The 26,927-nt window shown below is 38.6% G+C and carries 28 protein-coding genes; 26 read left to right on the plus strand and 2 right to left on the minus strand.

What is annotated here, in order from left to right:
* The first annotated feature begins 491 nt into the window (after window positions 1-491).
* From AAIE21_RS16720 to AAIE21_RS16730, 3 genes are all read left to right on the plus strand, one after another.
* The gene (locus tag AAIE21_RS16720) at window positions 492-2,087 is read left to right on the plus strand and encodes a spore germination protein (protein WP_343267798.1); all 1,596 of its coding nucleotides are present in this window, start codon (window positions 492-494) and stop codon (window positions 2,085-2,087) included.
* A gap of 189 nt (window positions 2,088-2,276) precedes the next feature.
* Entirely contained in the window at window positions 2,277-2,507 is a 231-nt protein-coding gene (locus tag AAIE21_RS16725; RefSeq protein ID WP_343267920.1) for a hypothetical protein, read from the plus strand.
* A 212-nt stretch (window positions 2,508-2,719) separates the two neighbouring features.
* On the plus strand, window positions 2,720-3,931 hold the full coding sequence (locus AAIE21_RS16730; RefSeq protein WP_343267799.1) for a Ger(x)C family spore germination protein: 1,212 nt from the start codon (window positions 2,720-2,722) through the stop codon (window positions 3,929-3,931).
* A gap of 297 nt (window positions 3,932-4,228) precedes the next feature.
* Here the strand turns inward: AAIE21_RS16730 and AAIE21_RS16735 are convergent, their stop codons facing one another.
* On the minus strand, window positions 4,229-4,615 hold the full coding sequence (locus AAIE21_RS16735) for a DoxX family protein (protein ID WP_343267800.1): 387 nt from the start codon (window positions 4,613-4,615) through the stop codon (window positions 4,229-4,231).
* Window positions 4,616-5,005: 390 nt separating this feature from the next.
* Between AAIE21_RS16735 and AAIE21_RS16740 the strand changes: the two genes are divergently transcribed.
* The 18 genes from AAIE21_RS16740 to AAIE21_RS16825 all read left to right on the plus strand — a co-directional run bounded on the left by AAIE21_RS16740 (window position 5,006) and on the right by AAIE21_RS16825 (window position 19,310).
* A complete protein-coding gene (locus AAIE21_RS16740) occupies window positions 5,006-5,503 on the plus strand; it encodes a PTS sugar transporter subunit IIA (RefSeq protein WP_336451554.1) in 498 nt (165 codons plus the stop codon).
* Window positions 5,504-5,765: 262 nt separating this feature from the next.
* Entirely contained in the window at window positions 5,766-6,206 is a 441-nt protein-coding gene (locus AAIE21_RS16745) for a low molecular weight protein arginine phosphatase (RefSeq protein ID WP_343267801.1), read from the plus strand.
* A 139-nt stretch (window positions 6,207-6,345) separates the two neighbouring features.
* Window positions 6,346-6,789: a ribose 5-phosphate isomerase B gene (gene rpiB, locus AAIE21_RS16750; protein WP_343267802.1), complete on the plus strand. Its 444-nt coding sequence runs from the start codon at window positions 6,346-6,348 to the stop codon at window positions 6,787-6,789.
* A 54-nt stretch (window positions 6,790-6,843) separates the two neighbouring features.
* Window positions 6,844-7,416, plus strand: a complete 573-nt coding sequence (locus AAIE21_RS16755) for a TIGR01440 family protein (protein ID WP_343267803.1) — start codon at window positions 6,844-6,846, stop codon at window positions 7,414-7,416.
* 248 nt (window positions 7,417-7,664) lie between these two features.
* Window positions 7,665-8,906, plus strand: coding sequence for a serine hydroxymethyltransferase (gene glyA, locus AAIE21_RS16760; protein ID WP_343267804.1), 1,242 nt, complete (start codon window positions 7,665-7,667; stop codon window positions 8,904-8,906).
* Between the two features lie 460 nt (window positions 8,907-9,366).
* Window positions 9,367-9,996, plus strand: a complete 630-nt coding sequence (upp, locus tag AAIE21_RS16765; RefSeq protein ID WP_003202275.1) for a uracil phosphoribosyltransferase — start codon at window positions 9,367-9,369, stop codon at window positions 9,994-9,996.
* Window positions 9,997-10,389: 393 nt separating this feature from the next.
* Complete coding sequence (locus AAIE21_RS16770; RefSeq protein WP_034278971.1) at window positions 10,390-10,503, plus strand: DUF4024 domain-containing protein; 114 nt, start codon at window positions 10,390-10,392, stop codon at window positions 10,501-10,503.
* 26 nt (window positions 10,504-10,529) lie between these two features.
* Window positions 10,530-10,754: an AtpZ/AtpI family protein gene (locus tag AAIE21_RS16775; RefSeq protein ID WP_001171217.1), complete on the plus strand. Its 225-nt coding sequence runs from the start codon at window positions 10,530-10,532 to the stop codon at window positions 10,752-10,754.
* Window positions 10,754-11,146 (plus strand): ATP synthase subunit I, encoded by a 393-nt coding sequence (locus AAIE21_RS16780; RefSeq protein ID WP_033673341.1) that lies wholly within the window; start codon window positions 10,754-10,756, stop codon window positions 11,144-11,146. The genes AAIE21_RS16775 and AAIE21_RS16780 overlap by 1 nt, the downstream gene beginning before the upstream one ends.
* 7 nt (window positions 11,147-11,153) lie before the next feature.
* Window positions 11,154-11,873 (plus strand): F0F1 ATP synthase subunit A, encoded by a 720-nt coding sequence (atpB, locus tag AAIE21_RS16785; RefSeq protein WP_343267805.1) that lies wholly within the window; start codon window positions 11,154-11,156, stop codon window positions 11,871-11,873.
* Window positions 11,874-11,935: 62 nt separating this feature from the next.
* Window positions 11,936-12,154 carry a F0F1 ATP synthase subunit C gene (atpE, locus tag AAIE21_RS16790; protein ID WP_000052064.1) on the plus strand — a complete coding sequence of 73 codons (219 nt, stop codon included), beginning with the start codon at window positions 11,936-11,938 and terminating at the stop codon, window positions 12,152-12,154.
* A 128-nt stretch (window positions 12,155-12,282) separates the two neighbouring features.
* Window positions 12,283-12,789, plus strand: a complete 507-nt coding sequence (gene atpF, locus AAIE21_RS16795) for a F0F1 ATP synthase subunit B (RefSeq protein ID WP_343267806.1) — start codon at window positions 12,283-12,285, stop codon at window positions 12,787-12,789.
* Window positions 12,786-13,328 carry a F0F1 ATP synthase subunit delta gene (locus AAIE21_RS16800; protein ID WP_343267807.1) on the plus strand — a complete coding sequence of 181 codons (543 nt, stop codon included), beginning with the start codon at window positions 12,786-12,788 and terminating at the stop codon, window positions 13,326-13,328. Before atpF ends, AAIE21_RS16800 begins: the two co-directional genes overlap by 4 nt.
* 11 nt (window positions 13,329-13,339) lie before the next feature.
* On the plus strand, window positions 13,340-14,851 hold the full coding sequence (atpA, locus tag AAIE21_RS16805; protein WP_343267808.1) for a F0F1 ATP synthase subunit alpha: 1,512 nt from the start codon (window positions 13,340-13,342) through the stop codon (window positions 14,849-14,851).
* Between the two features lie 454 nt (window positions 14,852-15,305).
* Window positions 15,306-16,166: a F0F1 ATP synthase subunit gamma gene (gene atpG / locus AAIE21_RS16810; protein WP_017153549.1), complete on the plus strand. Its 861-nt coding sequence runs from the start codon at window positions 15,306-15,308 to the stop codon at window positions 16,164-16,166.
* A 236-nt stretch (window positions 16,167-16,402) separates the two neighbouring features.
* Window positions 16,403-17,797 carry a F0F1 ATP synthase subunit beta gene (gene atpD / locus AAIE21_RS16815; protein WP_343267809.1) on the plus strand — a complete coding sequence of 465 codons (1,395 nt, stop codon included), beginning with the start codon at window positions 16,403-16,405 and terminating at the stop codon, window positions 17,795-17,797.
* 20 nt (window positions 17,798-17,817) lie between these two features.
* Window positions 17,818-18,219 (plus strand): F0F1 ATP synthase subunit epsilon, encoded by a 402-nt coding sequence (gene atpC / locus AAIE21_RS16820; protein WP_343267810.1) that lies wholly within the window; start codon window positions 17,818-17,820, stop codon window positions 18,217-18,219.
* A 248-nt stretch (window positions 18,220-18,467) separates the two neighbouring features.
* A complete protein-coding gene (locus AAIE21_RS16825) occupies window positions 18,468-19,310 on the plus strand; it encodes a DUF975 family protein (RefSeq protein WP_343267811.1) in 843 nt (280 codons plus the stop codon).
* 20 nt (window positions 19,311-19,330) lie between these two features.
* Here AAIE21_RS16825 and AAIE21_RS16830 read toward each other — a convergent pair whose 3' ends face one another.
* Entirely contained in the window at window positions 19,331-22,060 is a 2,730-nt protein-coding gene (locus tag AAIE21_RS16830) for a putative bifunctional diguanylate cyclase/phosphodiesterase (RefSeq protein ID WP_343267921.1), read from the minus strand.
* Window positions 22,061-22,433: 373 nt separating this feature from the next.
* Between AAIE21_RS16830 and AAIE21_RS16835 the strand changes: the two genes are divergently transcribed.
* Genes AAIE21_RS16835 through nuoH form a run of 5 tightly spaced genes read left to right on the plus strand, consistent with a single transcriptional unit; the run spans window position 22,434 to window position 26,922 of the window.
* Window positions 22,434-22,802, plus strand: a complete 369-nt coding sequence (locus AAIE21_RS16835; RefSeq protein ID WP_343267812.1) for an NADH-quinone oxidoreductase subunit A — start codon at window positions 22,434-22,436, stop codon at window positions 22,800-22,802.
* The gene (gene nuoB, locus AAIE21_RS16840) at window positions 22,793-23,311 is read left to right on the plus strand and encodes an NADH-quinone oxidoreductase subunit NuoB (RefSeq protein ID WP_017153544.1); all 519 of its coding nucleotides are present in this window, start codon (window positions 22,793-22,795) and stop codon (window positions 23,309-23,311) included. The genes AAIE21_RS16835 and nuoB overlap by 10 nt, the downstream gene beginning before the upstream one ends.
* Window positions 23,308-24,816, plus strand: a complete 1,509-nt coding sequence (locus AAIE21_RS16845; RefSeq protein ID WP_343267813.1) for an NADH-quinone oxidoreductase subunit C — start codon at window positions 23,308-23,310, stop codon at window positions 24,814-24,816. The genes nuoB and AAIE21_RS16845 overlap by 4 nt, the downstream gene beginning before the upstream one ends.
* 4 nt (window positions 24,817-24,820) lie before the next feature.
* Complete coding sequence (gene nuoD / locus AAIE21_RS16850) at window positions 24,821-25,921, plus strand: NADH-quinone oxidoreductase subunit NuoD (protein ID WP_343267814.1); 1,101 nt, start codon at window positions 24,821-24,823, stop codon at window positions 25,919-25,921.
* Window positions 25,921-26,922 (plus strand): NADH-quinone oxidoreductase subunit NuoH, encoded by a 1,002-nt coding sequence (nuoH, locus tag AAIE21_RS16855; protein ID WP_343267922.1) that lies wholly within the window; start codon window positions 25,921-25,923, stop codon window positions 26,920-26,922. Before nuoD ends, nuoH begins: the two co-directional genes overlap by 1 nt.
* Window positions 26,923-26,927 lie beyond the last annotated feature (5 nt).

Raw genomic sequence — 26,927 nt, forward strand, 5'->3', positions numbered from 1 at the left:
CTTGAGTAAAAGTTTCACTTTATATGATCCGGTGAGGTTTTGTTATTTCATAAGTATGGTCAGGTTTTAACAGTTCCATAACAATTTCCGTATCCAGTAGAAGATATTCGAGGGGGATTATTTTGTTGGATTTTGATAATGGGGCTGCTATACCGTACTTATTGGAAGTTCAAGTATAATTCAAGTTTAATTGGTAAAAATGAACTTGAAAGAATAAGGTCGAGTAATATTTATGCAAAAAATCACTGTAAATCAAGAGATTGTTTTCGTAGGTATTCACTAACATGTTTTTAAATCCTTCGATTACAAATAACGGTTATGAAGTGAAATAGACTTCAAAATTTATCCCGCTATTTTCGGGCAGTAAGATCCCCACCTCAAGATTCAGGGAGAAACGAGGAAGATAGGTGGGGGGATGAAGAAACCTCCCACTGATTAAAGTTTCACTTTATATAAGCAATGAATCAACATTATGAGAGAGGATAAATTGTATGCGTTTTTTTAAGAAACAAAGAAAAAACAGTGTAATGTACTCCTCATTTGAGCAAGAAGATGAAGGTAAGGAAGAGAACCAAGTCCTATTAAAAACAAGCATGGAAGGAAACATTCAATATGTAAAGAAAATGCTTGGAAATAGTAACGATATAGTGATTAGAGAAATACAAATTGGTAAAGACGGGTTAATTAAAGCAGGCATTTTCTATACGGATGGATTGGTGGATACGAATTCCATTCAGAACTTTATTTTGGAATCGCTCATGTTAGATATCCATATCGAACCGGATCAAAACATATCATCTCAACAGAACGTTTTGCAAATATTAAAAGAACGTATTCTTACGGTTGGAGACATAAAAGATGTTACTGAATTCAGTTCTTTATTCAATTCTTTGTTATCAGGGGATGTTATCTTTTTATTGGATGGATATACACAAGGTTTTATAATCTGTATGCGTGGTTGGAGAGACCGTGGCGTTATGGAATCCAGCACAGAAACGGTTGTTCGGGGGCCTAAAGAAAGTTTTACGGAGAGTTTACGTACCAATACGGCGTTAATTCGCCGAAAAATAAAATCCCCTAATCTTTGGCTTGAATCAAAAAAAATTGGAAGAGTGACCCAAACTGATGTCGCGATCATGTACATTGATGGGATTGCGAATGATAAAGTTGTCGAAGAAGTGCATAGGCGTCTAAATAAAATTGATATCGATGGAGTTCTAGAGAGTGGTTATATTGAGGCATTGATTGAAGATGAACCGTTTAGTCCTTTTCCGACTGTATTTCATTCGGAACGACCTGATGTGATTGCTGCAGAGCTTTTAGAAGGAAGAATTGCTATCGTAGTGGATGGAACGCCAATTGTTCTAGTTGTCCCGACACTGTTTGTTTCCTTCGTACAGGCTGCGGAAGATTATTATCAACGTGCAGACATTAGTACACTTATTCGTTTGCTTCGTTTTTTTAGTATTTTTACTGCACTGCTAGGACCATCTCTATATATTGCCATCACCACGTTTCATCAAGAAATGTTACCAACTCCTTTGTTAATCGGTTTAGCAGCTCAACGGGAAGGAGTTCCCTTTCCTGCATTCATTGAAGCTCTCATGATGGAAGTGGCATTTGAAATTTTGCGAGAAGCCGGTTTACGAATGCCAAAGGCTATCGGTCAAGCTATATCTATTGTAGGAACACTAGTGATTGGTACTGCAGCAGTTGATGCGGGGATTGTATCGGTTGCTATGGTAATCGTTGTTGCAGTGACGGCGATTTCAGGTTTTGTGCTCCCTGCATCTACCTTTTCTATGTCTATTAGGATACTCCGTTTCCCAATGATGGTGCTTGCCGCCTCTTTTGGCCTATTCGGGATATTCATTGGATTTATTGCGCTTGTTCTTCACTTGTGCAGCTTGCGTTCTTTTGGGATTCCTTATATGAGCCCTTTTGGGCCTTTTATCCGTGAGGACATTAAAGATACGTTTATTCGGGTACCTCTATGGGGGATGTTCTCTCGCCCGCGTTTAATTAGTCAAAAAAATGTTAGACGTGAACAAAATTCAGCTCCGAAACCGCCTCGAAGTAAAGTTTAAATGAGCATAAAAGTTATCAATTCTAAAAATGCAAAACCTGTCTATTTGGAATTGGTAACGTCAGTAGTGATACCAATTTCAAGCTTGCAAAAAGGGATAAGTATAGATAGGTATAAAGACTTGAAGACTAGATGCCTCTATATCCCTATTCTCTAATAAATCAAAGGAAGAAAGGGGTACACAAAAGTGATGGCTGTTGCTGGAATCTTTGTCATTGTTGCTGTCATTATTGCGATCGATGTTCCTTTTCTATTAAAAGAAAAATTAAAAGGAGAGCTATGGGTATTTTCTATTCTCCTATTATTCGGAACTACGTTAAGCGTTGCCCAAGCTTTTAATATTAAGATTCCCAATCCGTTAGATTGGATTACAGCCATTTATAAGCCACTTTATTACGTTATTGATGAATTATTAAGGTGAAAATGATTTTATCCCGCTATTTTCGGGCAGTAAGACCCCTACATCAAGATTCAGAGAGAAACGAGGAAGATAGGTGGGCGATCAACTGCCCGTAAAAGCCTGATTGGTAAGGGCTGATTAAAGTTTTTAAGAAATACCACTCAAGAAAGAATAAATGGAGTATTCTCCTTAGATATAAGCATGTATCAATAAATTCGAAAGGTGTTTAATCTATGAAACGCTACTGTACAATGCTTATCATACTGCTTGTATTTCTATTATTTACTACAGGTTGCTGGAATCGTCGTGAATTAAATGAATTGGCCATCACATTGGCTTTAGGGATAGATCGTACAATGGATGGTCAATATCTTGTAACCGCCCAGGTGGTAAATCCAGGGGAAGTAGCTACGGCAAAAGGTGGTGGAGGTGCTGGCCGTTCATCGGTAGTCATTTATCAGGAAAAAGGGCAAACTATATTTGAGGCGATCCGAAAGATGACAAAGGACTCCCCAAGGAAAATTTATCCTTCACATCTTCGAATGCTCGTGCTCGGTGAAGAGTTAGCAAAAAAAGGAATCGGAAAATCGTTAGATCTTCTCTCAAGGGACTGGGAACTACGATCAGATTTTTATATCACTATAGCTAAGGGAGTGAACGCAGCAGATATTTTGAAGGTGCCCACAACATTAGAAAAAATACCTGCTAATAAATTGTTTAACACTCTTGAAAGCTCAGCAAAAGCGTGGTCAGCGACAAGTTTCGTTACATTAGATGATCTGATTGCAGACTTAGTTAGCGATGGAAAACAACCAGTGTTAACAGGAATCTCCTTACGTGTAAAAGATGATGAAGAAACAGCTTTCAGTAAACAAAATGTAGAAGTAATCGATACTCCTGCCCGATTATTCTTTCAAAAATTAGCAGTGTTTAAAAAAGATAAATTAGTTGGTTGGTTAAATGAGAAACAAAGCAAGACGTATAATGTTATTACGAACAATGAGTTAAGTACAGTTGTGAATGTATCGTGTCCAAAAGGAGGGAAATTTGTTTATCAAGTGATGAACTCAAACACGGAAATGAAGGGTAAGATAAAGAATGGAAAGCCTGAGATAGATCTAAATATTCGTGTGAAAGGTAATGTCAGTGAAGTAGCATGCGATATCGATTTAAAAAAAACGGGATCGATTGAAAAATTAGAGGAGATTTATGAAAAAGAATCGGTGGAATTCTTTAAAAAGGCAATAAAAGAAGTACAGGAAAAATATAAAATAGATATATTTGGATTTGGAGAAGCGATTCATCGAGCTGATCCTAAAGCTTGGAAAAAACTCAAAAAAGATTGGAATGAAAATTTCGAGAACGTGCCCGTTAATCTATATATACAAGGAGAAATCGAACAGGTAGGAACAGTAACTAATTCCTTTTTTGAAAAAATAAAGTAACTTGCTTAGTTTATACAAGGACTAGAGATTCGAAAATAGCGGTCAAAAATCTATTCAAAACTATGCAAACAATAGAAAAGGCTTACATATTTTACAGAATATCTTTTTATATGAGTGCATAAAAAATTATATATGTTTAGCATAAAACAAAATTTAAAGAAGGTGTTACATAGATCAAAGCTGCAAGAACACTAAAAGACCATCAAGTAAAAAAATTGATGGTCTTTTAGGTATTTGAGCTTTAAAAGCACTTAATTATTTGTGGTTCAACAAATATCTTGAAACTGAGATAGTTAATTAAAGTAAAACGTAAGCACCAGGGCCAGTTAATGCAACACCAACTGCAACTGCGATTAAGATCATGTTATATTCAAATCCGTTTTGTGTTACCCAGTAGCCATTTTTTCCATGGACTGTAAAGATTGCAACTAGCATTGTACCTACGATAAATAATGAGCCAACCCAAGTGAAGATACCTGCTGCGAATAAAAATCCACCTAACAGCTCAGTTGCACCAGCCATAAATGCCATAAATACGCCAGGGCGTAAGCCGATTGATTCCATCCAGCCACCTGTTCCTTTTAGGCCGTGACCACCAAACCAACCGAATAATTTTTGAGTACCATGACCCATGAATGTAATTCCGATAATAAGACGAATAATAAGAAGACCGATGTCCATCATTTATAAAACCTCCAAAAAGTTATTTACTTACCTTATGTAAGTTATAATAAATCAGTTACTTACTTTAGTCAAGTAACTTTCTTATAAAATTTGAAGAAAATTTTACAAATGAACAATAAAAAACAAATATGTTGTGAGGACCTCTAGACAAGTTGAGAGAAAAAGGAGAAAATATAAGTAAGAGGTTAATTCTCATTATTGTTATTCAGACAATCTGAATTGACTGGAATTTTACTAAGCGATACAATAAGAGTCTATTGATAATGACGCGATTCTTATCGAAAGCGTTTTTACAATATAATATTTGCAGTATGAAGTCTTACATGTATCTCAATCTTTACTAGGGATTGCCCTATACATTTTCAACCTAATTATAAGGAGGACTATCCTATGTTTAAAAAATTATTTGGTCTTGGTTCAAAAACAAATGCAGAAACAATCGTAGCTCCATTAACTGGAGAAGTGAAAAATATTGAAGAAGTACCAGATCCAGTATTCGCTGGTCGTATGATGGGTGACGGTGTTGCAATCGTTCCAACTGAAGGTGTAGTTGTATCACCAGTAGACGGTGAAATCGTACAATTATTCCATACAAAACATGCTGTTGGAATTAAAGCGAAAAACGGTACAGAAATTTTAATCCACGTTGGTTTAGAAACTGTAAAAATGGAAGGCGAAGGTTTCGAAGCTCACGTATCTGAAGGACAAGCTGTGAAGGCTGGCGACAAATTAATTTCTTTCGATTTAGAATTAATTCGCGAAAAAGCAAAAAGCACAATTACACCAATTGTTATTACAAACACAGATGCAGCTGAATCTATTCATACAACTGTAGGCGTTTCAGCTACAAAAGGTTCAACAGAAGTAATGAAAGTTACAATGAAGTAATGATTTTTGTAAGGAATCCATTCTATATGAAATGGATTCCTTATTTTATTTAATCATAATTTTTTTTCGTGGGACGTTCTAGTGATGTAGGGTACTATATTGAAGGTGCTTGGAACTAGGGTTTCACCTATATGTGGATAAGGCGTATTTCTCTTAGAAAAATAAAGGAGAAATATGCCTTTTGTATGTTCACATCTCTTTTGTTCCATTGTAATGTACGTTATGATGAGTGTAGGACATTCACTATAAGGAGTGGATATAGATGAAGCGAGTATTGTTTGTTTGCACTGGAAATACATGTCGTAGCCCAATGGCAGAGGCGTTGCTTCGTCACTATGGGGAAGGGGAATTTGAGGCGAAGTCTGCTGGTGTTTTTGCCAATTCTGGAAGTGATGCATCTTTACATGCAAAGGATGCATTAGCAGAAAAGGGAATTAAGATAGCACATGCTTCGCAGCAAATAACGAAAGAATTACTTGAGTGGGCGGATATGGTACTCGCGATGACGGAAAGTCATAAACAACTTGTGCTTGGGTACTATCCGAGTGCTGGAAAAAAGGTGTATACATTTTATGAATTTGTAGAGGGTACAAGTAAGGATATTTCAGACCCGTTTGGCGGTTCTCTCGCTATTTATCAAGCAACATTAGTAGAGATGGAAAAACTTGTACAAACTTTATTGAAAAAACATTCAGAAGGTTAATGATTCGTGTATAATACGATATTGGAGATGATCTTGCTTGGTATGAGCAAGTGAGTATTAGGTTTTTGCAATCATTCATCAGTGGGGATGAAGAACCTCACTCGATAGAAGTTTTACTAAAATTTTGGAGGGGTAAATAATGAAAGTAGTAGTAGCATCTGATCACGGTGGAATGAATATCCGTAAAGAAATCGTAAGTTTATTAGAGGAACTGAATATTGAATATGTTGATTTAGGATGTGAATGTGAAGCGGGTTCTGTTGATTATCCTGACTTTGCATTTCCAGCGGCAGAAATGGTTGCAAACGGTGAAGTAGACCGTGGTATTTTAATTTGCGGAACAGGCATCGGTATGTCAATTGCAGCAAATAAAGTACACGGTATTCGTTGTGCTTTAGTTCACGATACATTTAGTGCAAGAGCAACAAGAGAACATAATGATACAAATATGTTAGCGATGGGTGAACGTGTAATTGGTGCAGGTTTAGCACGTGATATCGTAAAAATTTGGCTAACAACTGATTATGAAGGTGGACGTCACGAAAACCGCGTAGGAAAAATTAAAACATACGAAGCGAAGTAATTTTCTATTGGGCATACTAATTTATTGAACCAATCTGTGAAAGGAAGAGGCGTTATGACGGAAATAGTAAAAGTGAAAGAGCAGCTACAAACATCGCTTTCTGATTTTCAAAAGCAAGCTTCACTGCAAAGCGGGCAAATTTTTGTAGTGGGCTGTAGCACGAGTGAAGTGCTAGGAGAGAGAATTGGGACATCAGGAACGATGGAAGTGGCAGAAGCAATTTTTTCTGAGCTAAAACAATTTCAAAAACAAACGGGTATAGAATTGGCATTCCAATGCTGTGAGCATTTAAATCGTGCTCTAGTGGTAGAAAGAGAAGTAGCAATGAAATATCAATTTGAAATTGTAACCGTTACGCCTGTTAGATCAGCAGGTGGCGCATTAGCAACATATGCCTACCATAATCTTAAGGATCCTGTAGTGGTGGAATTTATTAAAGCAGATGCAGGTATGGATATCGGTGATACATTTATTGGTATGCATCTAAAAAATGTTGCGGTTCCAATTCGTACACGTGTAAAAGAGATTGGAAGTGCACACGTAACGATGGCTAAAACACGTGCGAAACTTATTGGTGGGGCACGTGCTGTATATGCAGCGGTAGAAGAAACAGTTACTTGTAGCTAATTAAAATTAAAGAAGAAACAGAAATACCATATCTCATATAAAGAGGTATGTAGTCTGACTTTCTATATCATAAAAGAAAAGACCGAACTCGGTCTTTTTTTTCTTTTATGATATAGAAAGTCATGTTAGAATGTAGTTGAAAACATGAAGGTTCTAAAGAATTACAACTTGAATTTTCGTTTTTTTCTCAATAAATAAGAAAAAACTATCGGGAATCGGTGTAATTCGTTCAGAAAAGGGGGATTTTGGTGGATCATTTAAAACGTCAAGATGAAAAGGTATTTGCTGCAATTGAGGCAGAACTAGGAAGACAGCGTTCAAAAATTGAATTAATTGCTTCAGAAAACTTCGTAAGTGAAGCTGTAATGGAAGCGCAGGGTTCTGTTTTAACAAACAAGTATGCAGAAGGATATCCTGGTAAACGTTACTATGGCGGTTGTGAGCATGTAGACGTAGTAGAGGATATTGCACGTGATCGCGTAAAAGAAATCTTTGGCGCAGAGCATGTGAACGTTCAACCACACTCTGGTGCACAAGCGAACATGGCTGTATACTTCACGATTTTAGAGCAAGGCGATACAGTACTTGGTATGAACTTATCCCACGGTGGTCACTTAACACACGGAAGCCCTGTTAACTTCAGTGGAGTACAATATAATTTCGTAGAATATGGCGTAGATGCTGAATCACACCGCATTAATTATGATGATGTGTTAGCAAAAGCAAAAGAACATAAGCCGAAACTAATCGTTGCAGGTGCAAGTGCGTACCCTCGTGTTATCGATTTCAAGAGATTCCGTGAAATCGCAGACGAAGTTGGCGCATACTTAATGGTAGATATGGCACATATTGCAGGTTTAGTTGCAGCAGGCTTACATCCAAACCCAGTGCCACATGCACATTTCGTTACAACAACAACACATAAAACATTACGCGGTCCACGCGGTGGTATGATTTTATGTGAAGAAAAATTTGCGAAGCAAATTGATAAATCAATCTTCCCTGGTATTCAAGGTGGACCACTTATGCACGTAATTGCTGCGAAAGCTGTTGCATTCGGTGAGGCACTGCAGGAAGACTTTAAAACATATGCACAAAACATTATTAATAATGCAAACCGCTTAGCGGAAGGTCTTCAAAAAGAAGGACTTACACTTGTTTCTGGTGGAACGGACAACCATCTTATCTTAATTGATGTTCGTAATCTAGATATTACAGGTAAAGTTGCAGAGCATGTATTAGATGAAGTTGGTATTACAGTGAACAAGAACACAATTCCATTTGAAACAGCAAGCCCATTTGTAACAAGTGGTGTACGTATTGGTACAGCAGCAGTAACATCTCGTGGCTTCGATTTAGAAGAAATGGATGAAATTGCAGCAATCATTGCTCATACGTTAAAAAATCATGAAAATGAAGCTGCGCTAGAAGAAGCACGTAAGCGTGTAGAAGCATTAACAAGTAAATTCCCAATGTATACAGATCTATAATAGATTAGATGAAGACTGCTGAAGCATATATTGTTTCAGCAGTCTTTTTTTATTTGAAACAAAAATTCTTAATAGATAGTTTTTTAGAATACTTTCTATAAGTTATAGTCATTAACGTGGAAGATATGGAACTGGAGTTTATTCTGCCTGCGAACAGCGGGGTAAATAGTTTAAAAGGAGCATTAAGATAGTAAGTTTTTTGGATTCTCACATAGAAGAGTACGGCAGATAAGCGAGGGCATATATAGCTTCTGAAGTATGTATACAAACGATGAATAAATTTTGGATATATAATGAAGGATATGACTTCCATAATTGGTAAAGATATTAGATAGGTTCATGATGAATTTAATATTTTTCCAAATTTGCCCTTGAATATTAGTAGCGTTTTCTTTACAATCGTAAATAGTGCAAAACGGCGTGTACGCACGCATGAATATCATCTGAAGGAGAGATTCACATGGGAAAACTGTATGTATTTGATCACCCGTTAATTCAACATAAGATTACATATATTCGCGATAAAAATACAGGTACAAAAGAATTTCGTGAGTTAGTGGATGAGGTAGCGAGCTTAATGGCATTTGAAATTACACGCGACCTTCCACTTGAAGAAATCGAAATTGAAACACCTGTAAGCAAAGCGAAAACAAAAGTGATCGCTGGTAAAAAGCTTGGTCTAATTCCAATTTTACGTGCAGGTTTAGGAATGGTAGACGGAATTCTGAAATTAATTCCAGCAGCAAAAGTAGGGCACGTTGGTTTATACCGTGATCCGAAAACATTGCAACCGGTAGAATACTATGTGAAACTTCCAACGGATGTAGAAGAACGTGACTTTATCGTACTTGATCCGATGTTAGCGACAGGTGGTTCTGCTGCAGAAGCAATTAACTCTCTGAAAAAGCGCGGTGCGAAGCAAATTAAATTAATGTGTATCGTAGCTGCACCAGAAGGAGTAAAAGTAGTACAAGAAGAACATCCTGATGTTGATATTTATGTAGCGGCATTAGATGAGAAATTAAATGACCATGGTTATGTTGTTCCAGGTCTTGGCGATGCTGGTGACCGTTTATTTGGAACGAAGTAAGACAACAGACGAGAGGGATTTCCCTACTCGTCTTTTTTATATGTAGATAAGGAGAGTAGGAGAGGGGAAGATGAATGTGTATGCAAATGGTATTTTTTGTATATGCAACATAACTTGCATATACATCACATATACTATAGAAGTCTAACGTCTGAGGAACACTATATTATAGAAGGAAAACGCTATATCGTAAAAATATAATAGTGACAAACTTGTGAACTTTTCCTTCTATTATAAGGAGAAAACTTCTAGAAATTACATATCTTTCACCAGTATTTAGAAGGGGAACGTTTTCATTTTTGGCAAGAAATGACTAATACTCAAATTTTTTGATTTTTTACGATTTCTCGTTGACAGTGCTAATACCCTATTGTATGCTAACAACGGGGATAGATGGTAGGGCTTTCAGTGACAAAATTGCATCTATTCCGTGACGAAAAAGTAAACTTTTTATTTTGTATAGGATTTATGCAGAAAAATGAGTTATTATTAACACATCGTGAATGAGGGTTACATATTGGAGGGATGAATCCTTGCAAAAAAACGATCGCAACCCGGTAAAAGCTTATGCTTTAATGTCAGGAATTCTTGCTCAATTAGTCGGTTCCATTCTTGTTGGAATCTTTGGCGGGCAATGGATTGATAGTAAGGTTGGAACGTTTCCGTTGTTTCTTATTATAGGCTTATTGCTTGGATTAGGAACAGGGATTTACGCAATGATTCGACTCATTCGACATTATTATTCGGGAGAGCAATGATGATAGACGTACATGGACTTGTCCAAAGACAAAAGAAATATATGTACTACTTGCTTGCGCTTTTTGTACTAGGATGGGGCTTTACCTCTTACAAGGATGTATTTCTTGGACTGATTATCGGAACGATTTTCAGTTTTCTTAGTTTGCGCATCATTGCACGTAGAACAGACAAGCTATTAGATCGCGTTACTAATGGAGAAAACGTGAAATTTAAAGCGACGGCTGTTAGTACATATTCGAGATTTGCTACGATTGGGTTATTAATTTTATTTGCAGCGAAATATCAGCATTTAATTGCGATGTGGAGCTTAGGTGTTGGATTGCTGACAGGATACCTTGTCATGATCATAGATTTTCTTTATTTAGAGTATAAGAGCAGGGAAGAGAGGTGAATTACTAGTGGAACACGGTAAATTAGTTGAATTTCTAGGTTTAACGTTCGATGTATCCTCAGTCATGATGGTTACTGTTGCAGCACTTATTGTTTTCATAATCGCTGTTATCGGGACTCGTAGCTTAGCTCTTCGTCCAACAGGAATGCAAAACTTCTTTGAATGGATTTTAGACTTCGTGAAAGGGATCATTAACAGTACGATGGACTGGAAAACAGGTGGACGCTTCTTAACACTTGGCGTTACGCTTATGATGTTTATCTTCGTATCAAACATGCTCGGTCTACCATTCATGTATTCAACAACTGAGGCTGGCGAACACATTGCATGGTGGAGATCGCCAACGTCTGACCCAGCAGTTACATTAACATTAGCCGTGATGGTAGTTACCCTCACCCATTATTATGGAATTAAGATGAAGGGTACGAAAGAATACTTAAAAGGGTTTTTCCAACCTATGAAGTTCTTATTTCCATTAAAGGTTATTGAAGAATTTGCTAACACACTAACGTTAGGTCTTCGTCTATTCGGTAACATCTATGCCGGTGAGATTTTATTAGGATTACTTGCTAAATTAGGTGGAGCTACAGTACTGGGAGCATTAGGTGCGATTGTACCAATGTTAGCGTGGATGGGATTCAGTGTATTCGTTGGTTCAATCCAAGCGTTTATCTTTACAATGTTAACGATGGTTTATATGGCTCATAAAGTAAGTCATGACCATTAATATACTTTAATAAGTAAGTAAAAAAATCTATTTTTTTTATAATACAAAGGAGGACAAATTAAATGAGTTTAGGTGTAATCGCAGCTGCAATTGCAATTGGTTTATCAGCATTAGGTGCAGGTATTGGTAACGGTCTTATCGTATCACGTACAATCGAAGGTGTTGCTCGTCAACCAGAATTAAAAGGCGCACTTCAAACAATTATGTTCATCGGGGTTGCATTAGTTGAGGCACTTCCAATCATCGGTGTAGTTATTGCATTCATCGTAATGAACAAATAAGGGAGACTCCCCTTACATAGATGGCGAAGAGTGTTTTTGGACTTTCTTCGCCATTGCTTTATGAACGAAATGTATGTCTTTTTTTTTTCATATGGTCAAATTAGATATCTCGAAGGGAGTGAATCCTTGTGCCAACTTTAATCTTAGGAGCTGCCATTCCATTTGGAACAATCGCTTATACATTGCTAGTTTTCCTAATTTTATTAGTAATGCTACGTAAATTTGCTTGGGGTCCTTTAATGGGAATTATGAAGGAACGTGAAGAGCATGTTGCTAATGAAATCGACGCTGCAGAACAAAATAATGCAGAGGCGAAAAAGTTAGTAGAAGAACAACGTGAAATGTTAAAACAATCACGTGTTGAAGCACAAGAGTTAATCGAAAGAGCGAAAAAGCAAGCAGAAGATCAAAAAGATGTTATTGTTGCTGCTGCAAAAGAAGAAGCAGAATCTATTAAAGCATCTGCTGTACAAGAAATTCAACGCGAAAAAGAGCAAGCAATTGCTGCATTGCAAGAGCAAGTCGCTTCTTTATCTGTTCAAATTGCTTCTAAAGTAATTGAAAAAGAATTAAAAGAAGAAGACCAAGTGAAATTAATTCGCGATTATATTAAAGAAGTAGGAGAAGCGCGATGAGCAATGGGATTGTAGCAAAACGTTATGCTGTCGCTCTTTTTAAAATTGCAAAAGAAAAACACGTATTAGAAATGTTTGAAGAGGAATTACGCCTTGTACAAAACGTTTTTGCAAAGAACGGAGAACTACATAGCTTTTTAACACAACCAAACATTTCAAAGGAACAGAAAAAAACGTTCCTTTCTAACGTATTCTCTTCTATTTCTGAATCAATTTTAAATACGTTATATATTTTAATTGATAATAAACGCATTGAAGTCCTACCTGAAATTGCAAATGAATATGTCGTTCTTGCTAATGAAGAACGTAACGTAGCTGATGCAACTGTATATTCAGTTCGTCTTCTATCAGAAGAAGAAAAGCTTAACATTGCAGAATCATTTGCAAAGAGAACAGGAAAAGATGCAATTCGTATTAAAAATGTTGTAGATGAAGATTTACTAGGCGGCATTAAAGTACGCATCGGAAATCGCATTTATGATGGTAGTTTACAAGGAAAGTTAGCACGTATTCAGCGTGAACTTATGAAGAATAGATAGGGGTGAAGCACATGAGCATCAGAGCTGAAGAAATTAGCGCACTGATAAAGCAACAAATCGAGAACTATCAGTCTGAAATCGAAGTTAGTGATGTTGGTACAGTTATCCAAGTTGGTGACGGTATCGCGCGTGCTCATGGTCTTGATAACGTTATGGCTGGTGAACTTGTAGAGTTCTCTAACGGCGTTATGGGACTAGCACAAAATTTAGAGGAAAATAACGTAGGTATCATTATTTTAGGACCTTACACAGAAATCCGTGAAGGTGACGAAGTTCGTCGTACTGGTCGCATCATGCAAGTACCAGTAGGAAAAGAACTAATCGGTCGTGTTGTAAATCCATTAGGTCAACCAGTAGATGGTTTAGGCCCAATTAATACAACAAGCACTCGTCCAATCGAAAGTCCAGCACCAGGTGTAATGGATCGTAAATCTGTTCATGAGCCACTTCAAACAGGTATTAAAGCGATCGATGCACTTGTACCAATTGGTCGTGGTCAACGTGAGTTAATCATCGGTGACCGTCAAACTGGTAAAACAGCAGTTGCACTTGATACAATCTTGAATCAAAAAGATGAAGATATGATTTGTATCTACGTTGCAATTGGACAAAAAGAATCTACAGTACGTAACGTAGTAGAAACACTACGTAAGCATGGTGCATTAGAGTACACAATTGTTGTAACAGCATCAGCTTCTCAACCAGCTCCATTATTATACTTAGCTGCTTACGCGGGTGTAACAATGGGTGAAGAGTTTATGTACAACGGAAAACACGTATTAGTAGTATATGATGACTTATCAAAACAAGCAGCTGCTTACCGTGAGCTGTCATTACTATTACGTCGTCCTCCAGGTCGTGAAGCGTATCCAGGGGATGTATTCTACTTACATTCTCGCTTACTAGAACGTGCGGCAAAATTAAGCGATGCAAAAGGCGGCGGTTCTTTAACAGCTCTACCTTTCATCGAAACACAAGCAGGGGACGTATCAGCTTACATCCCAACAAACGTAATTTCTATCACAGATGGACAAATCTTCTTACAATCTGATTTATTCTTCTCTGGTGTACGTCCAGCAATCGATGCAGGTACTTCAGTATCTCGTGTTGGTGGATCTGCTCAGATTAAAGCGATGAGTAAAGTATCAGGTACACTTCGTCTTGACCTTGCATCTTATCGTGAGTTAGAAGCGTTCGCTCAGTTCGGTTCTGACCTTGATAAAGCAACACAAGCGAAATTAAACCGTGGTGCTCGCACAGTTGAAGTATTAAAACAAGGATTACACAAACCGTTACGAGTAGAGAAACAAGTTATCATTCTTTACGCCCTAACACGTGGATTCCTAGATGATATCCCAGTAGCAGATATCACTCGTTTTGAAGAAGAATTCCATGCTTGGTTAGATTCAAATGCAGCTGAACTATTAAGTGAAATTCGCACAACAAAGAAACTTGCGGATGACGAAAAATTTGCAGCAGCAATTAACGGATTTAAAAAAGTATTCGTAGCTTCTGAAGCATAAAAAGCGGAGCCGACTGTTTAGCCCCGCCGGCTAAGGTTCTTTCCCACAGAAGGTGCTCTTTACCTTCTTGTGGGGAAGGTTCTTAGGCGAAAGAGGCTAGGAGGCAAAGCTAGATTGAATAAAAAGCGGAGGTGGCTTGTCCAGAAGGGGAGGGCATTGGAACTCCTGACGAAGAGGCGCTTTTTGCCTCGCAGGAAGGGGTGAAATGACCGACCCTTCTAGCCACCGCAGCTAGATTAATAAAAAGCGGAGGTGGCTCGTGCCACTGAAACTAGATTATATAAAAAGGCAACTCTTACAGGAATTGCTGACGGTAATGTAGAGGAAAAGAGTAGGTGCACCTATTCTTTTCCTTCAATCATGAGCAAGAATATCTTGCAACGTAGATTAGGAAGATGAACCAAAAGGATTCTTACTAATCGTGCCAACTTCCGGAAAAAGGTGGTGAAAACCTGTGGCATCTTTACGCGATATAAAAGCGAAAATTAACTCGACTAAGAAAACGAGTCAAATTACGAAAGCGATGGAGATGGTATCTGCATCGAAGTTAAGTCGTGCAGAGCAAAATGCTAAATCTTTCGTTCCGTATATGGAAAAGATTCAAGAAGTAGTAGCGAGCATTGCGCAAGGTAGCAAAGGAATCAATCATCCAATGTTAACAGCGCGTCCTGTAAAACGTACAGGATACATCGTTATTACATCTGATCGCGGACTAGCAGGTGGTTATAACAGTAACGTATTACGTACGGTAAGTAACGTAATTCGTGAACGTCATAATATGGATTCAAACCAATATTCAATTATTGTGCTTGGACGACTAGGACGTGATTATTTAAAACGTCGCGGCTTTAACATTATTGATGAAGTAGTTGGATTATCTGACCATCCATCATTTACAGATATTAAAGACCTTGCTTCTCGAGCAATCGCGATGTTCGCAGATGGTGCTTATGATGAGCTATATATTTACTACAACCATTTTGTAAGTAAAATTTCACAAGAAGTAACGGAAAATAAAATTTTACCGCTTACGGAAGTGACGTCTGACAAACCGACGACAGCTTATGAATTCGAACCTTCTGAAGAAGATATTTTAAAAGTATTATTGCCACAATACGCAGAAAGCTTAGTGTACGGTGCATTACTAGATGGTAAAGCAAGTGAACACGCAGCGCGTATGACAGCAATGAAGAGTGCTACAGACAACGCGATGGAAGTTATCGACTCACTTACACTTTCATTCAACCGTGCTCGTCAAGCAGCGATTACGCAAGAAATTACAGAAATCGTTGGTGGAGCAGCAGCGTTAGAATAGTAATAAAAAGCGGAGCCGACTGTTTAGCCCCGTCGACTAAGGTTCTTTCCCATAGAAGGTGTTTTTTACCTTCTTATGGGGAAGGTTCTTAGACGGAAGGGGCTAGGAGGCGAAGCTAGATTAATAAAAAGCGGAAGCGGCTCTTTCGAAAGAGTCGCCCAAGCTACACTAATAAAAAATGAAAGCCGACTCTCATAGAAAGCTGGCTAATTTAAAGAAAGCTAGGAGGGAACCCGATGAATAAAGGGCGCGTTACGCAAATCATGGGTCCGGTTGTAGACGTTAAGTTTGACGGCGGAAAGCTACCTGAAATCTACAATGCCCTTAGAATTAAAAAAGATGAAGTTAACTTAACTTTAGAAGTTGCACTTCACTTAGGTGATGACACAGTTCGTACAGTTGCGATGTCTTCCACAGACGGACTTGTTCGTGGTACAGAAGTAGAAGATACTGGTAAACCAATCTCTGTTCCGGTTGGTGATGCAACACTTGGTCGTGTATTTAACGTATTAGGTGATGCAATTGACTTAGATGGTGAAGTTGCAGCGGATGTACGCCGTGATCCAATTCACCGTCAAGCACCTGCATTCGAAGAGTTATCTACGAAAGTAGAAATTCTTGAAACTGGTATTAAAGTAGTAGACTTACTTGCTCCTTACATTAAAGGTGGTAAAATCGGTCTATTCGGTGGTGCCGGTGTAGGTAAAACAGTATTAATTCAGGAGTTAATTAACAACATCGCACAAGAGCACGGTGGTATTTCTGTATTCGCTGGTGTAGGTGAGCGTACTCGTGAAGGTAACGACTTATACCACGAAATGAGCGATTCTGGCGTAATCAAGAAAACAGCGATGGTATTCGGACAAATGAACGAGCCACCTGGCGCACGTCAACGTGTTGCATTAACAGGATTAACAATGGCTGAACATTTCCGTGATGAGCAAGGACAAGACGTACTATTGTTCATCGATAACATCTTCCGTTTCACGCAAGCGGGTTCTGAAGTATCTGCCCTTCTTGGTCGTATGCCATCTGCGGTAGGTTACCAACCAACACTTGCAACAGAAATGGGTCAATTACAAGAGCGTATTACATCTACAAATAAAGGGTCTATCACGTCTATCCAAGCGGTATATGTACCAGCCGATGACTATACTGACCCAGCACCAGCTACAACGTTCGCTCACTTAGATGCAACTACAAACTTAGAGCGTCGTTTAACACAAATGGGTATTTACCCAGCGGTAGATCCATTGGCATCTACATCTCGTGCACTTTCTCCAGAAATCGTAGGAGAAGAGCATTATGAAGTAGCTCGTCAAGTACAGCAAACTCTTCAACGCTATAAAGAACTTCAAGATATCATCGCTATCTTAGGTATGGATGAGATCTCTGAAGAAGATAAGTTAGTTGTACAACGTGCTCGTCGCATTCAGTTCTTCTTATCACAAAACTTCCACGTAGCGGAGCAATTTACAGGTCAAAAAGGTTCTTATGTACCTGTAAAAGAAACAGTTCGTGGTTTCAAAGAAATTCTAGAAGGAAAATATGATGACCTTCCAGAAGATGCATTCCGTCTTGTTGGTAGTATTGAAGAAGTTATTGAAAACGCGAAGAAAATGATGGCGTAAGGCCTTAGGAGGGACGAATTATGAAGACATTTCCAGTCAGTATTGTAACTCCTGATGGACCGGTTTACGAAAAAGAAGTAGAAATGGTAAGTGTAAAAGCAGAGAGCGGGGAAATGGGGATCTTACCAGGTCACATTCCAACTGTTGCACCGCTGAAAATTAGTGCGGTTCGTTTGAAAAATGGCGGTCACACTGATTATGTAGCAGTAAGCGGTGGCTTTATCGAAGTTCGTCCAGATAAAGTAACAGTATTAGCACCATCTGCTGAAGAAGCAAACCATATTGATCTTCATCGTGCAAACGAAGCGAAGCGCCGTGCTGAGCAACGTATGCAAGATAAGCAAGTACATGTTGACTTCAAGCGTGCCGAGCTGGCGCTGCAGCGTGCAGTGAACCGTTTGAACGTTTCCGATATGAAATAAGAAAATCCGTAAAGGTTCATTCCTTTACGGATTTTCTATTGTATCCGGGATATTTTCGGGTAGTAATATCCCAGCTTAAAGTTCATTGTATTCTTAGAAGAGAACTGAAAATTACGCATCCTAAAATTTTTCCAAAAATGGTATAATTACTATGTTTCTGCTTAGAGAGAATGCTGAAAAATAGTAATCTTATAGGTGGTAATAAATACGATAATGTTACAACTTTGATTGAACAAGGGGATGAGAAATTGATTAGTGAAATGAAACGAGAAGCTTTACAATCATTAAAGGGGAAATGGGGGCTTGGTGTTGGAGCAACCTCTTTATATCTAATTTTAAATTGGATTTTAGGATTTTTGTTAATGGTTATTATAATAATGCCATTTGCATTCTTGAGTGATTTCATAAAAGAATCGGTTAATCCTTTTCAAAGTGAAAGTCTTTCTACGATTTCTATTGTTTTGGCTATCATACTAGTAATTTTAGTAAATGTTGTTAATTGTATATCTACTGGTATTACTCTGTATGGGTATAGTAATACGATTTTGCGATTGCGTAGAGGCAATGCAACGATAGATTCTCTATTTGAAGGGTTTCGTGGATTTAGAAGAATGCTTCATGCTACGAAAGCGATGTTTTTCATTTTCTTATATACGGGTAGTTGGATTCCTAGTATAATAATGGGCTTTTCTTCGTTTTTAGAAGAAACTGATAATTTTGGAATTCTAAGCTTATATACTATTTTATTATTGGCATCATGTGTTTTCGTCGCTATCAGATATTTTTCATATGCGATGACGTACTTCATCATGATAGATTATCCAGAGTATTCTGCTTTACAAGCAATGAAAGAAAGCAAGAGGATGATGAAAGGACATAAAATGGACTTATTTCTTTTATGGCTTAGCTTCATTGGTTGGGGGATATTACTGTTCTTCTCAGTACTTTTACTTACAGTATTCTTATTTGGAATTGGATTGTTATTTATATTTGGAATTCTATGGCTCATGCCTTATATCTGTACAACAACAGCGGTATTTTACGAGAAAATCTCAAATAATGATTATAAAAAAGAGAATACTACTTTCTAAAAAAACCCCAAGCATAAACATTAATTGTTCATGCTTGGGGTTTTTTGTAGGAATTTCATAAATTCTTTACCGCTTAGTGGCTTGCTAAAATAATAACCTTGCATATATTTACAGCCATTGTTTTGTAAGAATTGGAGTTGTTCTTCTGTTTCAATTCCTTCTGCAACAACGGAGAGTTTTAATGTATTGGCAAGTGAAAGAATTGTTGATACAATCGCTTTTTCTTCTTCGCGATGTTCAGCCATTTGTATAAATTCTCTTGGTACTTTTAATGTATCAATTGGATAAAGAGATAGATAGGCAAGTGATGAGTAGCCTGTACCAAAATCATCAATTGATGTTTGAATTCCACATTCTTTTAATTGTCTCAGCTTTAATAAAGTTTCTTCTTCATCTATCATTGCGATTCGTTCCGTTAATTCGAGTGTTAAAAATTTGGGCTCTAAGTTTGTTTCTTGCAGTATATTTAGAATTACATCGATTAAGTTATCCTGCTGAAATTCTTTTGCTGATAAATTAACGCTCATGTTTAAATCGCAATAGCCGAATCTATGCCATGTTTGTAGTTGTTGACAAGCTTGTTTTAACATCCAGTGACTGAGTGGAATCATTTGTATCGTTTCTTCCGCTATAGGAATGAACTCGCACGGAGAGATCATTCCTAGGTCGGGGTGTTGCCAACGAATTAATGCCTCTGCACCAATTATTTTTCTTGTGAAAACATCGATTTGTGGTTGGTAGACGATAGAGAATTCATGATTTGCTAAGGCAAGCGGTAAGTCTTTCTCAATTCTAGCTCTTCGTTCCATCTTCTCATACAGTTCCTTTGTATAAAAAGAACTACCATTTTTTCCTTTATGTTTTGTTTCATACATCGCCATATCAGCATGCTGCAAAATAGACATCGCATCTTCACCATCTTCTGGATAGATGGAAATACCGATGCTCGGTGAGATTTGTAGTAGATGATTTTCAATTTCAAATGGTTTATTCATTGACGATAAAATGTTGTCTGCAACTCTTTGTACTTCAGAGTCTTCCTTATAATCTTCTATAAGAAGTGTAAATTCATCTCCAGCAAGTCGTGCGATCTTTACATTGGATTTCGAAATTTGCTGCAATCGTTTTGCTACAGCAATTAAGAGAAGGTCTCCTACACGATGTCCAAGAGTATCATTTATAATTTTAAAGCGGTCTAAGTCAAGAAACATAACTGCAAAGGATCCTTGTTCTTTTTTCGCCTTTATAACGGCAGATTCAAGGTGTTCCTGGAAAGCGCGGCGGTTTGCTAGTTCAGTTAATGTATCATGATATGCTAGGAAGTTAATTTGTTTTTGTTGTTGTTTACTTTCTGTAATGTCTTTGATCATCAGATAAATTCCTGTAATATGTTCTTTTAAAATAATAGGAACAGCTGTAACGTGTAAATAATAAATGTCTCTGTTTTTATGATATGCTCGTATGTCTAAAGAAATAGAGTGTCCTTGTTTTACATGGCGGAATGTATCTATTATCTTTTGCAAATCTTTTTCGTAAATGAGGGAATGGCAAGGTTTTTGTAACAACTCGTTTGTTTGATAGCCAAGTAATGTAGTTCCGGCATTATTAACATTTAAAAAATTCCCATATAAATCTAATGTGAAAATTGGATCTGGATGATGCTCATATAAAGATTTAAACATTTGCTTGCTTTGAAATAATTTATTTTTTTGATCTACTAAATCTTCTGTGCGTAATTCAATTTGTTTTTCTAGTTCTAGACTGAAATGCAGTTGTTGTAGTAAAAGCATTTTATTTTGTCTTCGTACTAACATATGACGAATCAATAAGAAGAAAAATGTGATAATAAATCCGGTTACTAAAACAGGCGCAAAAACGTGCTCCACCAATATAAAGATACTAAGTACAATCACAGATATATATGGTAATGATAAACGAATTGCTTCACCAGCTTGTGGTGTTAAAAGTACTTGCTCATGTTTCTTAGTCTTTTTTGTGTGAAGTACGCATGCAATCGTAATCATCATTAGTATGGCTTGATAAATTGGTGCGACCGTAAACATGGAATATTCTGGTGCTGAGTATTTGATGTACATATAGATAAAATCTGTACCTGCATACAAAACAAGAGAACTTCCAAGGAGTGCGGCAACCTGTTTTGAAATAAGTGATAGCGGCCGAAATAATAATTGAATTCCTATTAATAGAAACAATAAATTTGCCATCGGATACATAAGTTGAACAGTCATATTGATGAGAGATAAGGTGAATATATGAATGGCTTGTTCAATGAGAAGGTAATAACTTAAAGTGAATTGGGCAGTCACAATGATACAAATGTCACATAGTGTAAAGAGTTTCTCCCATATATTTTTGTTATAAATCATCTTGTATAAAAAGGCAGATACGAAACTTATTATAAATAGTAAATAAAAAATATCAGATGGATCAACAAATGTATAATAGTCATCCAGAATGAGTCTTTGATAGAAAACAATCATATCACCGATACCATAAAATATTGTACCTGCTGTTAGTAATATCCAAAATGTATAGGACGGTTTATCTGTATTTGATGAAAAATAAAATAAGTAACTACCCATCATTATGTTGAGAAAAATGGTAGTGGTACCCACTATGATTTGGAACGAAACTGAGTATCCAGAAAAAAAGAGTAAAGCTGTATAGTGAATCGTAAAATATAGTAATAAAGAGCTTATAAGGATAGTTACATGTGTTTGTTTCTTTATTTTCACTGAAGTCACCTGCGATATAGACGAATATAAATCGTCCTTTTCTGTTTTCTTGGGGAATTGCGTGATACGCATATGCAGTTTCCATATTTTATTTTACACATTTATGACAAATTTTAAAAATGAGGGGAGAATTGAGTGGTTATTAAACTGGTTAAAATGACTGTAAACCAAGTAGTATGAGGGGAAAACTAACCTTATGTTACTTGGTTTTTCTTTTTCCCAATATATCGACATAGGAATTTGAAGTTTGTTATAATGGAAGAAATAGTTGCATTATTTAGAAAAATTTAAAAATAATAAATAATGCAGGTGAGACATATTGTTTACTAAGTGAACTTGTTGTTAATTTAGGGGGGAGGGTTTCAAGGTGGCAAATGTATATGAAAATAGTTATATGATTGTTGCTATCTTTTTACTATTAGGCATATTACTGCCGATAGTGGCTCTTACGTTAGGAAAGTTGCTGCGCCCACATAAACCAAGTGCAGCGAAGGCAACGACGTACGAAAGCGGAATTGAACCTTATCATGATGCAAATGTCCGTTTTCATGCTCGTTACTATATTTTTGCATTATTGTTTGTCATTTTTGATGTGGAAACCGTATTTTTATATCCGTGGGCCGTTGCGTATGACAAGCTTGGTTTGTTCGCACTTGTTGAAATGTTAATCTTTGTCATTATGTTGCTCGTTGGTTTGGCGTATGCTTGGAAAAAGAAGGTGTTACAATGGCTATAAATTTCGAAGAGTTACATCCACAGGAACGGGCGGAATTAGAGAGAAATATCTTCTTTACAACATTAGAGCAGGTGAAGGGATGGGCGCGTAGTAATTCTTTATGGCCGATGACATTTGGACTTGCATGCTGCGCGATTGAAATGATGGGAGTTGGCTCATCTCATTATGATTTAGACCGATTTGGGTCATTTTTTCGGACATCGCCGAGGCAATCAGATGTCATGATTGTTTCAGGAACAGTGACAAAGAAAATGGCACCGATCGTGCGTCGTTTATACGATCAAATGCCAGAACCGAAGTGGGTTATTGCGATGGGATCCTGTGCAACAGCTGGTGGTCCGTATGTGAACTCGTATGCTGTTGTGAAGGGAGTGGATCAAATCGTACCGGTAGATGTGTACATTCCAGGGTGTCCCCCGAATCCGGCGGCTTTAATTTATGGGATTAATAAGTTAAAAGAGAAGATTCGTTACGAAGCAAAGACTGGAAAGCAGGTGACGAATAGATGAGCGATCCAAATAAAGAGATAGAGGATATGAAAAAAGAGGCCGCAAGACATGCAAGAGAAGAGGCACGGAAAAAACTTGCTGCTAAACATGAAGCGGAATTGTCTAGTGGGGCACAAGAAGAAGAGAAAGCGCTACCAAAAGGTGCGGAGATAAATATAGAGGAAGCAAAACGCCTCGCCGCAGAGGCAGCGAAAGCAAAAGCGGCCGCGCTAGCAAAACAAAAAATGACAGAAGGAGAAGGAATATCGGAAGAGGAAAAAGCAAAAGCGAAGGCGAAAGCCGCGGCAGCAGCAAAGGCAAAAGCGGCAGCGTTAGCAAAGCAGAAAGAGGCAGAAGGCGGAGCGATATCGGAAGAGGAAAAAGCAAAAGCGAAGGCAAAAGCCGCGGCGGCGGCAAAGGCAAAAGCGGCAGCGTTAGCGAAGCAGCAAAGGGCAGAAGGCGAAGCACCATCTGAAGAGGAAAAGGCGAAAGCGAAGGCAAAAGCAGTCGCGGCGGCAAAGGCAAAAGCGGTAGCGTTAGCGAAGCAGCAAAGGGCAGAAGGCGGAGCGATATCGGAAGAGGAAAAAGCAAAAGCCGCGGCAGCAGCAAAAGCAAAGGCGGCAGCGTTAGCGAAGCAGAAAGAGGCAGAAGGCGGAACGATATCGGAAGAGGAAAAAGCAAAAGCGAAGGCAAAAGCCGCGGCAGCAGCAAAGGCAAAAGCGGCAGCGTTAGCGAAGCAGAAAGAGGCAGAAGGCGGAACGATATCGGAAGAGGAAAAAGCAAAGGCGGCAGCGTTAGCGAAGCAGAAAAGAGCAGAAGGCGGAGCGATATCGGAAGAGGAAAAAGCAAAAGCGAAGGCAAAAGCAGTCGCGGCGGCGAAAGCAAAGGCGGCAGCATTAGCGAAGCGAAAAGGAGCAGAAGGCGAGGCAATATCGGAAGAGGAAAAGGCGAAGGTGATTGCAGTGGCCAAAGCGAAAGCGGCGGCAGCTGCTAAGGCAAAAGGTGTTGCAAGCAAGAAAGAAGAAAAGCCGAAGCCGGAAGAATCATCACCGAATCAGCCGTATTTGGATGCTTATGTAGAGATTATTCAGGAGAAAATGGGTGGGCATTCATTAGAAGATTACTATATTAATAAACTTTCCAAGGATGTGCCAACACTTGTTATTAGGTTAGAAAGTTATTACGAAGTGATGGAATTATTAAAGTGCCATGAAGGACTTGCCTTCGATTATATGTCGGAGTTGCATGCGACGGATTTTGTTACGCATATGGAAGTGTACGTTCATTTGTTTTCATATGGTAAGAAACAGTCTGCAGCGGTGAAGGTGAAGCTAGCCAGGGAAGCGCCGCGGGTAGCGTCAATTGCGCCGCTATGGAACGGGGCGAATTGGCCGGAGCGAGAGGCTTATGATTTGCTTGGTGTTGTTTTTGAAGGGCATCCAAATTTAACGCGTATTTTAATGCCGGATGATTGGGCTGGTCATCCGCTTCGCAAGGATTATGAGCCACTTGATGTGGAGGTGTAACATTATGATTCGTACAGAAGAAATGCTTTTAAATGTAGGACCGCAGCATCCGAGTACGCACGGTGTATTTAGGCTCGTTATTAAAATTGATGGAGAAATTATTAAGGAAGCTACACCTGTCATTGGTTATTTACACCGCGGAACAGAGAAAATCGCCGAGAGCTTGCAGTATACACAAATTATCCCGTATACAGATCGAATGGATTATTTATCAGCGATGACGAATAACTATGTGATCTGTCACGCTGTTGAAACAATGATGGACCTTGAAATTCCAGAGCGGGCCGAATATTTGCGCGTACTGGCGATGGAACTTGGCCGCGTTGCGAGTCACCTCGTTTGGTGGGGAACAAACCTACTGGACATTGGAGCAGTTAGCCCGTTCCTATATGCATTTCGGGAGCGAGAGATGATTATTAATCTCTTAAATGAACTCTGTGGTGCGCGGCTAACGTTTAACTACATGCGAGTGGGCGGTGTAAAGTGGGATGCCCCAGATGGTTGGATCCTAAAAGTGCGTGAGTTTGTTCCGTATATGAGAGAACAATTGAAAGGTTATCACGACCTTGTGAGCGGGAATGAAATTTTCTTGAATCGTGTAAAGGGTGTTGGCATATATAGTGCGGAAGATGCACTTTCTTATTCACTAAGCGGAGCAAATTTACGGTGCGTGGGTGTGAAATGGGATCTTCGTAAGGATGAACCATACTCTATTTATAATCGCTTTGATTTTGATGTTCCGGTAGGGAGCGTGGGGGATGCTTGGGACCGTTACGTTTGCAGGATGGAGGAAATTGAGGAATCCCTCAAAATTATTGAGCAGGCGGCTGAGCAAATTCCATCAGAAGGGCAAGTGATGGCAAAAGTGCCGAAGATTATTAAGGCGCCAAAGGGCGAAGCGTTTGTCCGAATCGAGTCGCCGCGCGGGGAAATTGGCTGCTATATCGCGAGTGAAGGGAAGAAAGAGCCGTATCGCTTAAAGTTCCGCAGACCATCTTTCTACAACCTTCAAATTTTACCGAAGCTTTTGAAGGGCGAAAATATCGCGAACTTAATTACGATTTTAGGTGGCGTTGATATTGTGCTTGGGGAGGTTGATGGATGATGATAGAGCATCTCATAGAGTCATCGGCGAGTTGGACGAACTTTTTCATTTTTTTCGGATTAGCGGTCCTTCTACTATTTGCCGTCCTTGGATTTGTTACATATGGAATTTTAGCAGAGCGAAAAGTGATGGGATTTATGCAAGGACGGATTGGTCCGAATCAGGTTGGCGGCAGATTCGGTTTACTGCAAACAGTTGCTGACGTTTTAAAACTTTTATTAAAAGAAGATAGCATTCCAAAAGCTGCAGATAAGCCGCTGTTTATATTAGCACCTGTTATTGCATTTGCACCAGCTTTTATGGTGCTTGCGGTCATTCCGTTTACGGATAAATTTCAGTTTGCGGATATCGGAGTGGGGTTGCTTTATTATATTGCTGTATCAGGAATTACAACGATTGGTGTTGTGACCGGAGGATGGGCATCAAACAATAAATATTCACTTTTAGGTGGGATGCGTGCGGCGGCGCAAATGATTTCCTATGAAATTCCGCTTGTAATGAGTGTGATTGGCGTTGTTTTATTAGCGGGCAGTCTGAATTTAAATGAAATTGTAGCGGCGCAGGAGAAGGTTTGGTACATTTTCGCGCAGCCCATTGGTTTTGTGATTTTCTTAATCGCAGCGGTTGCAGAGTTAAATCGGACGCCATTTGACTTACCGGAAGCAGAATCAGAACTTGTTTCGGGATATCATACGGAATATTCAGGGTTTCGCTGGGCATTCTTTATGCTTTCTGAATACGTGTACTTCTTTGGGATGGCTTCGCTCATTACGGTGCTCTTCCTAGGGGGATGGCATCCAGTTATGTTCCTTGGTTTTATTCCTGGAGCTGTATGGTTTGCCTTGAAATTTAGCGCAGTAGTCTTTCTCTTAATTTGGTTCCGCGTTACGTTTCCACGTATCAGGGGCGATCAATTGATGGAGTTTGGCTGGAAGGTATTATTGCCAATCGCACTTGCGAATATTTTCTTAACGGCATTGATTAAGGAGTTGTTCTTCTAATCTAA

Origin of the sequence: Paenibacillus sp. 102 (assembly GCF_039549175.1) — a bacterium.
Classification (GTDB): domain Bacteria; phylum Bacillota; class Bacilli; order Bacillales; family Bacillaceae_G; genus Bacillus_A.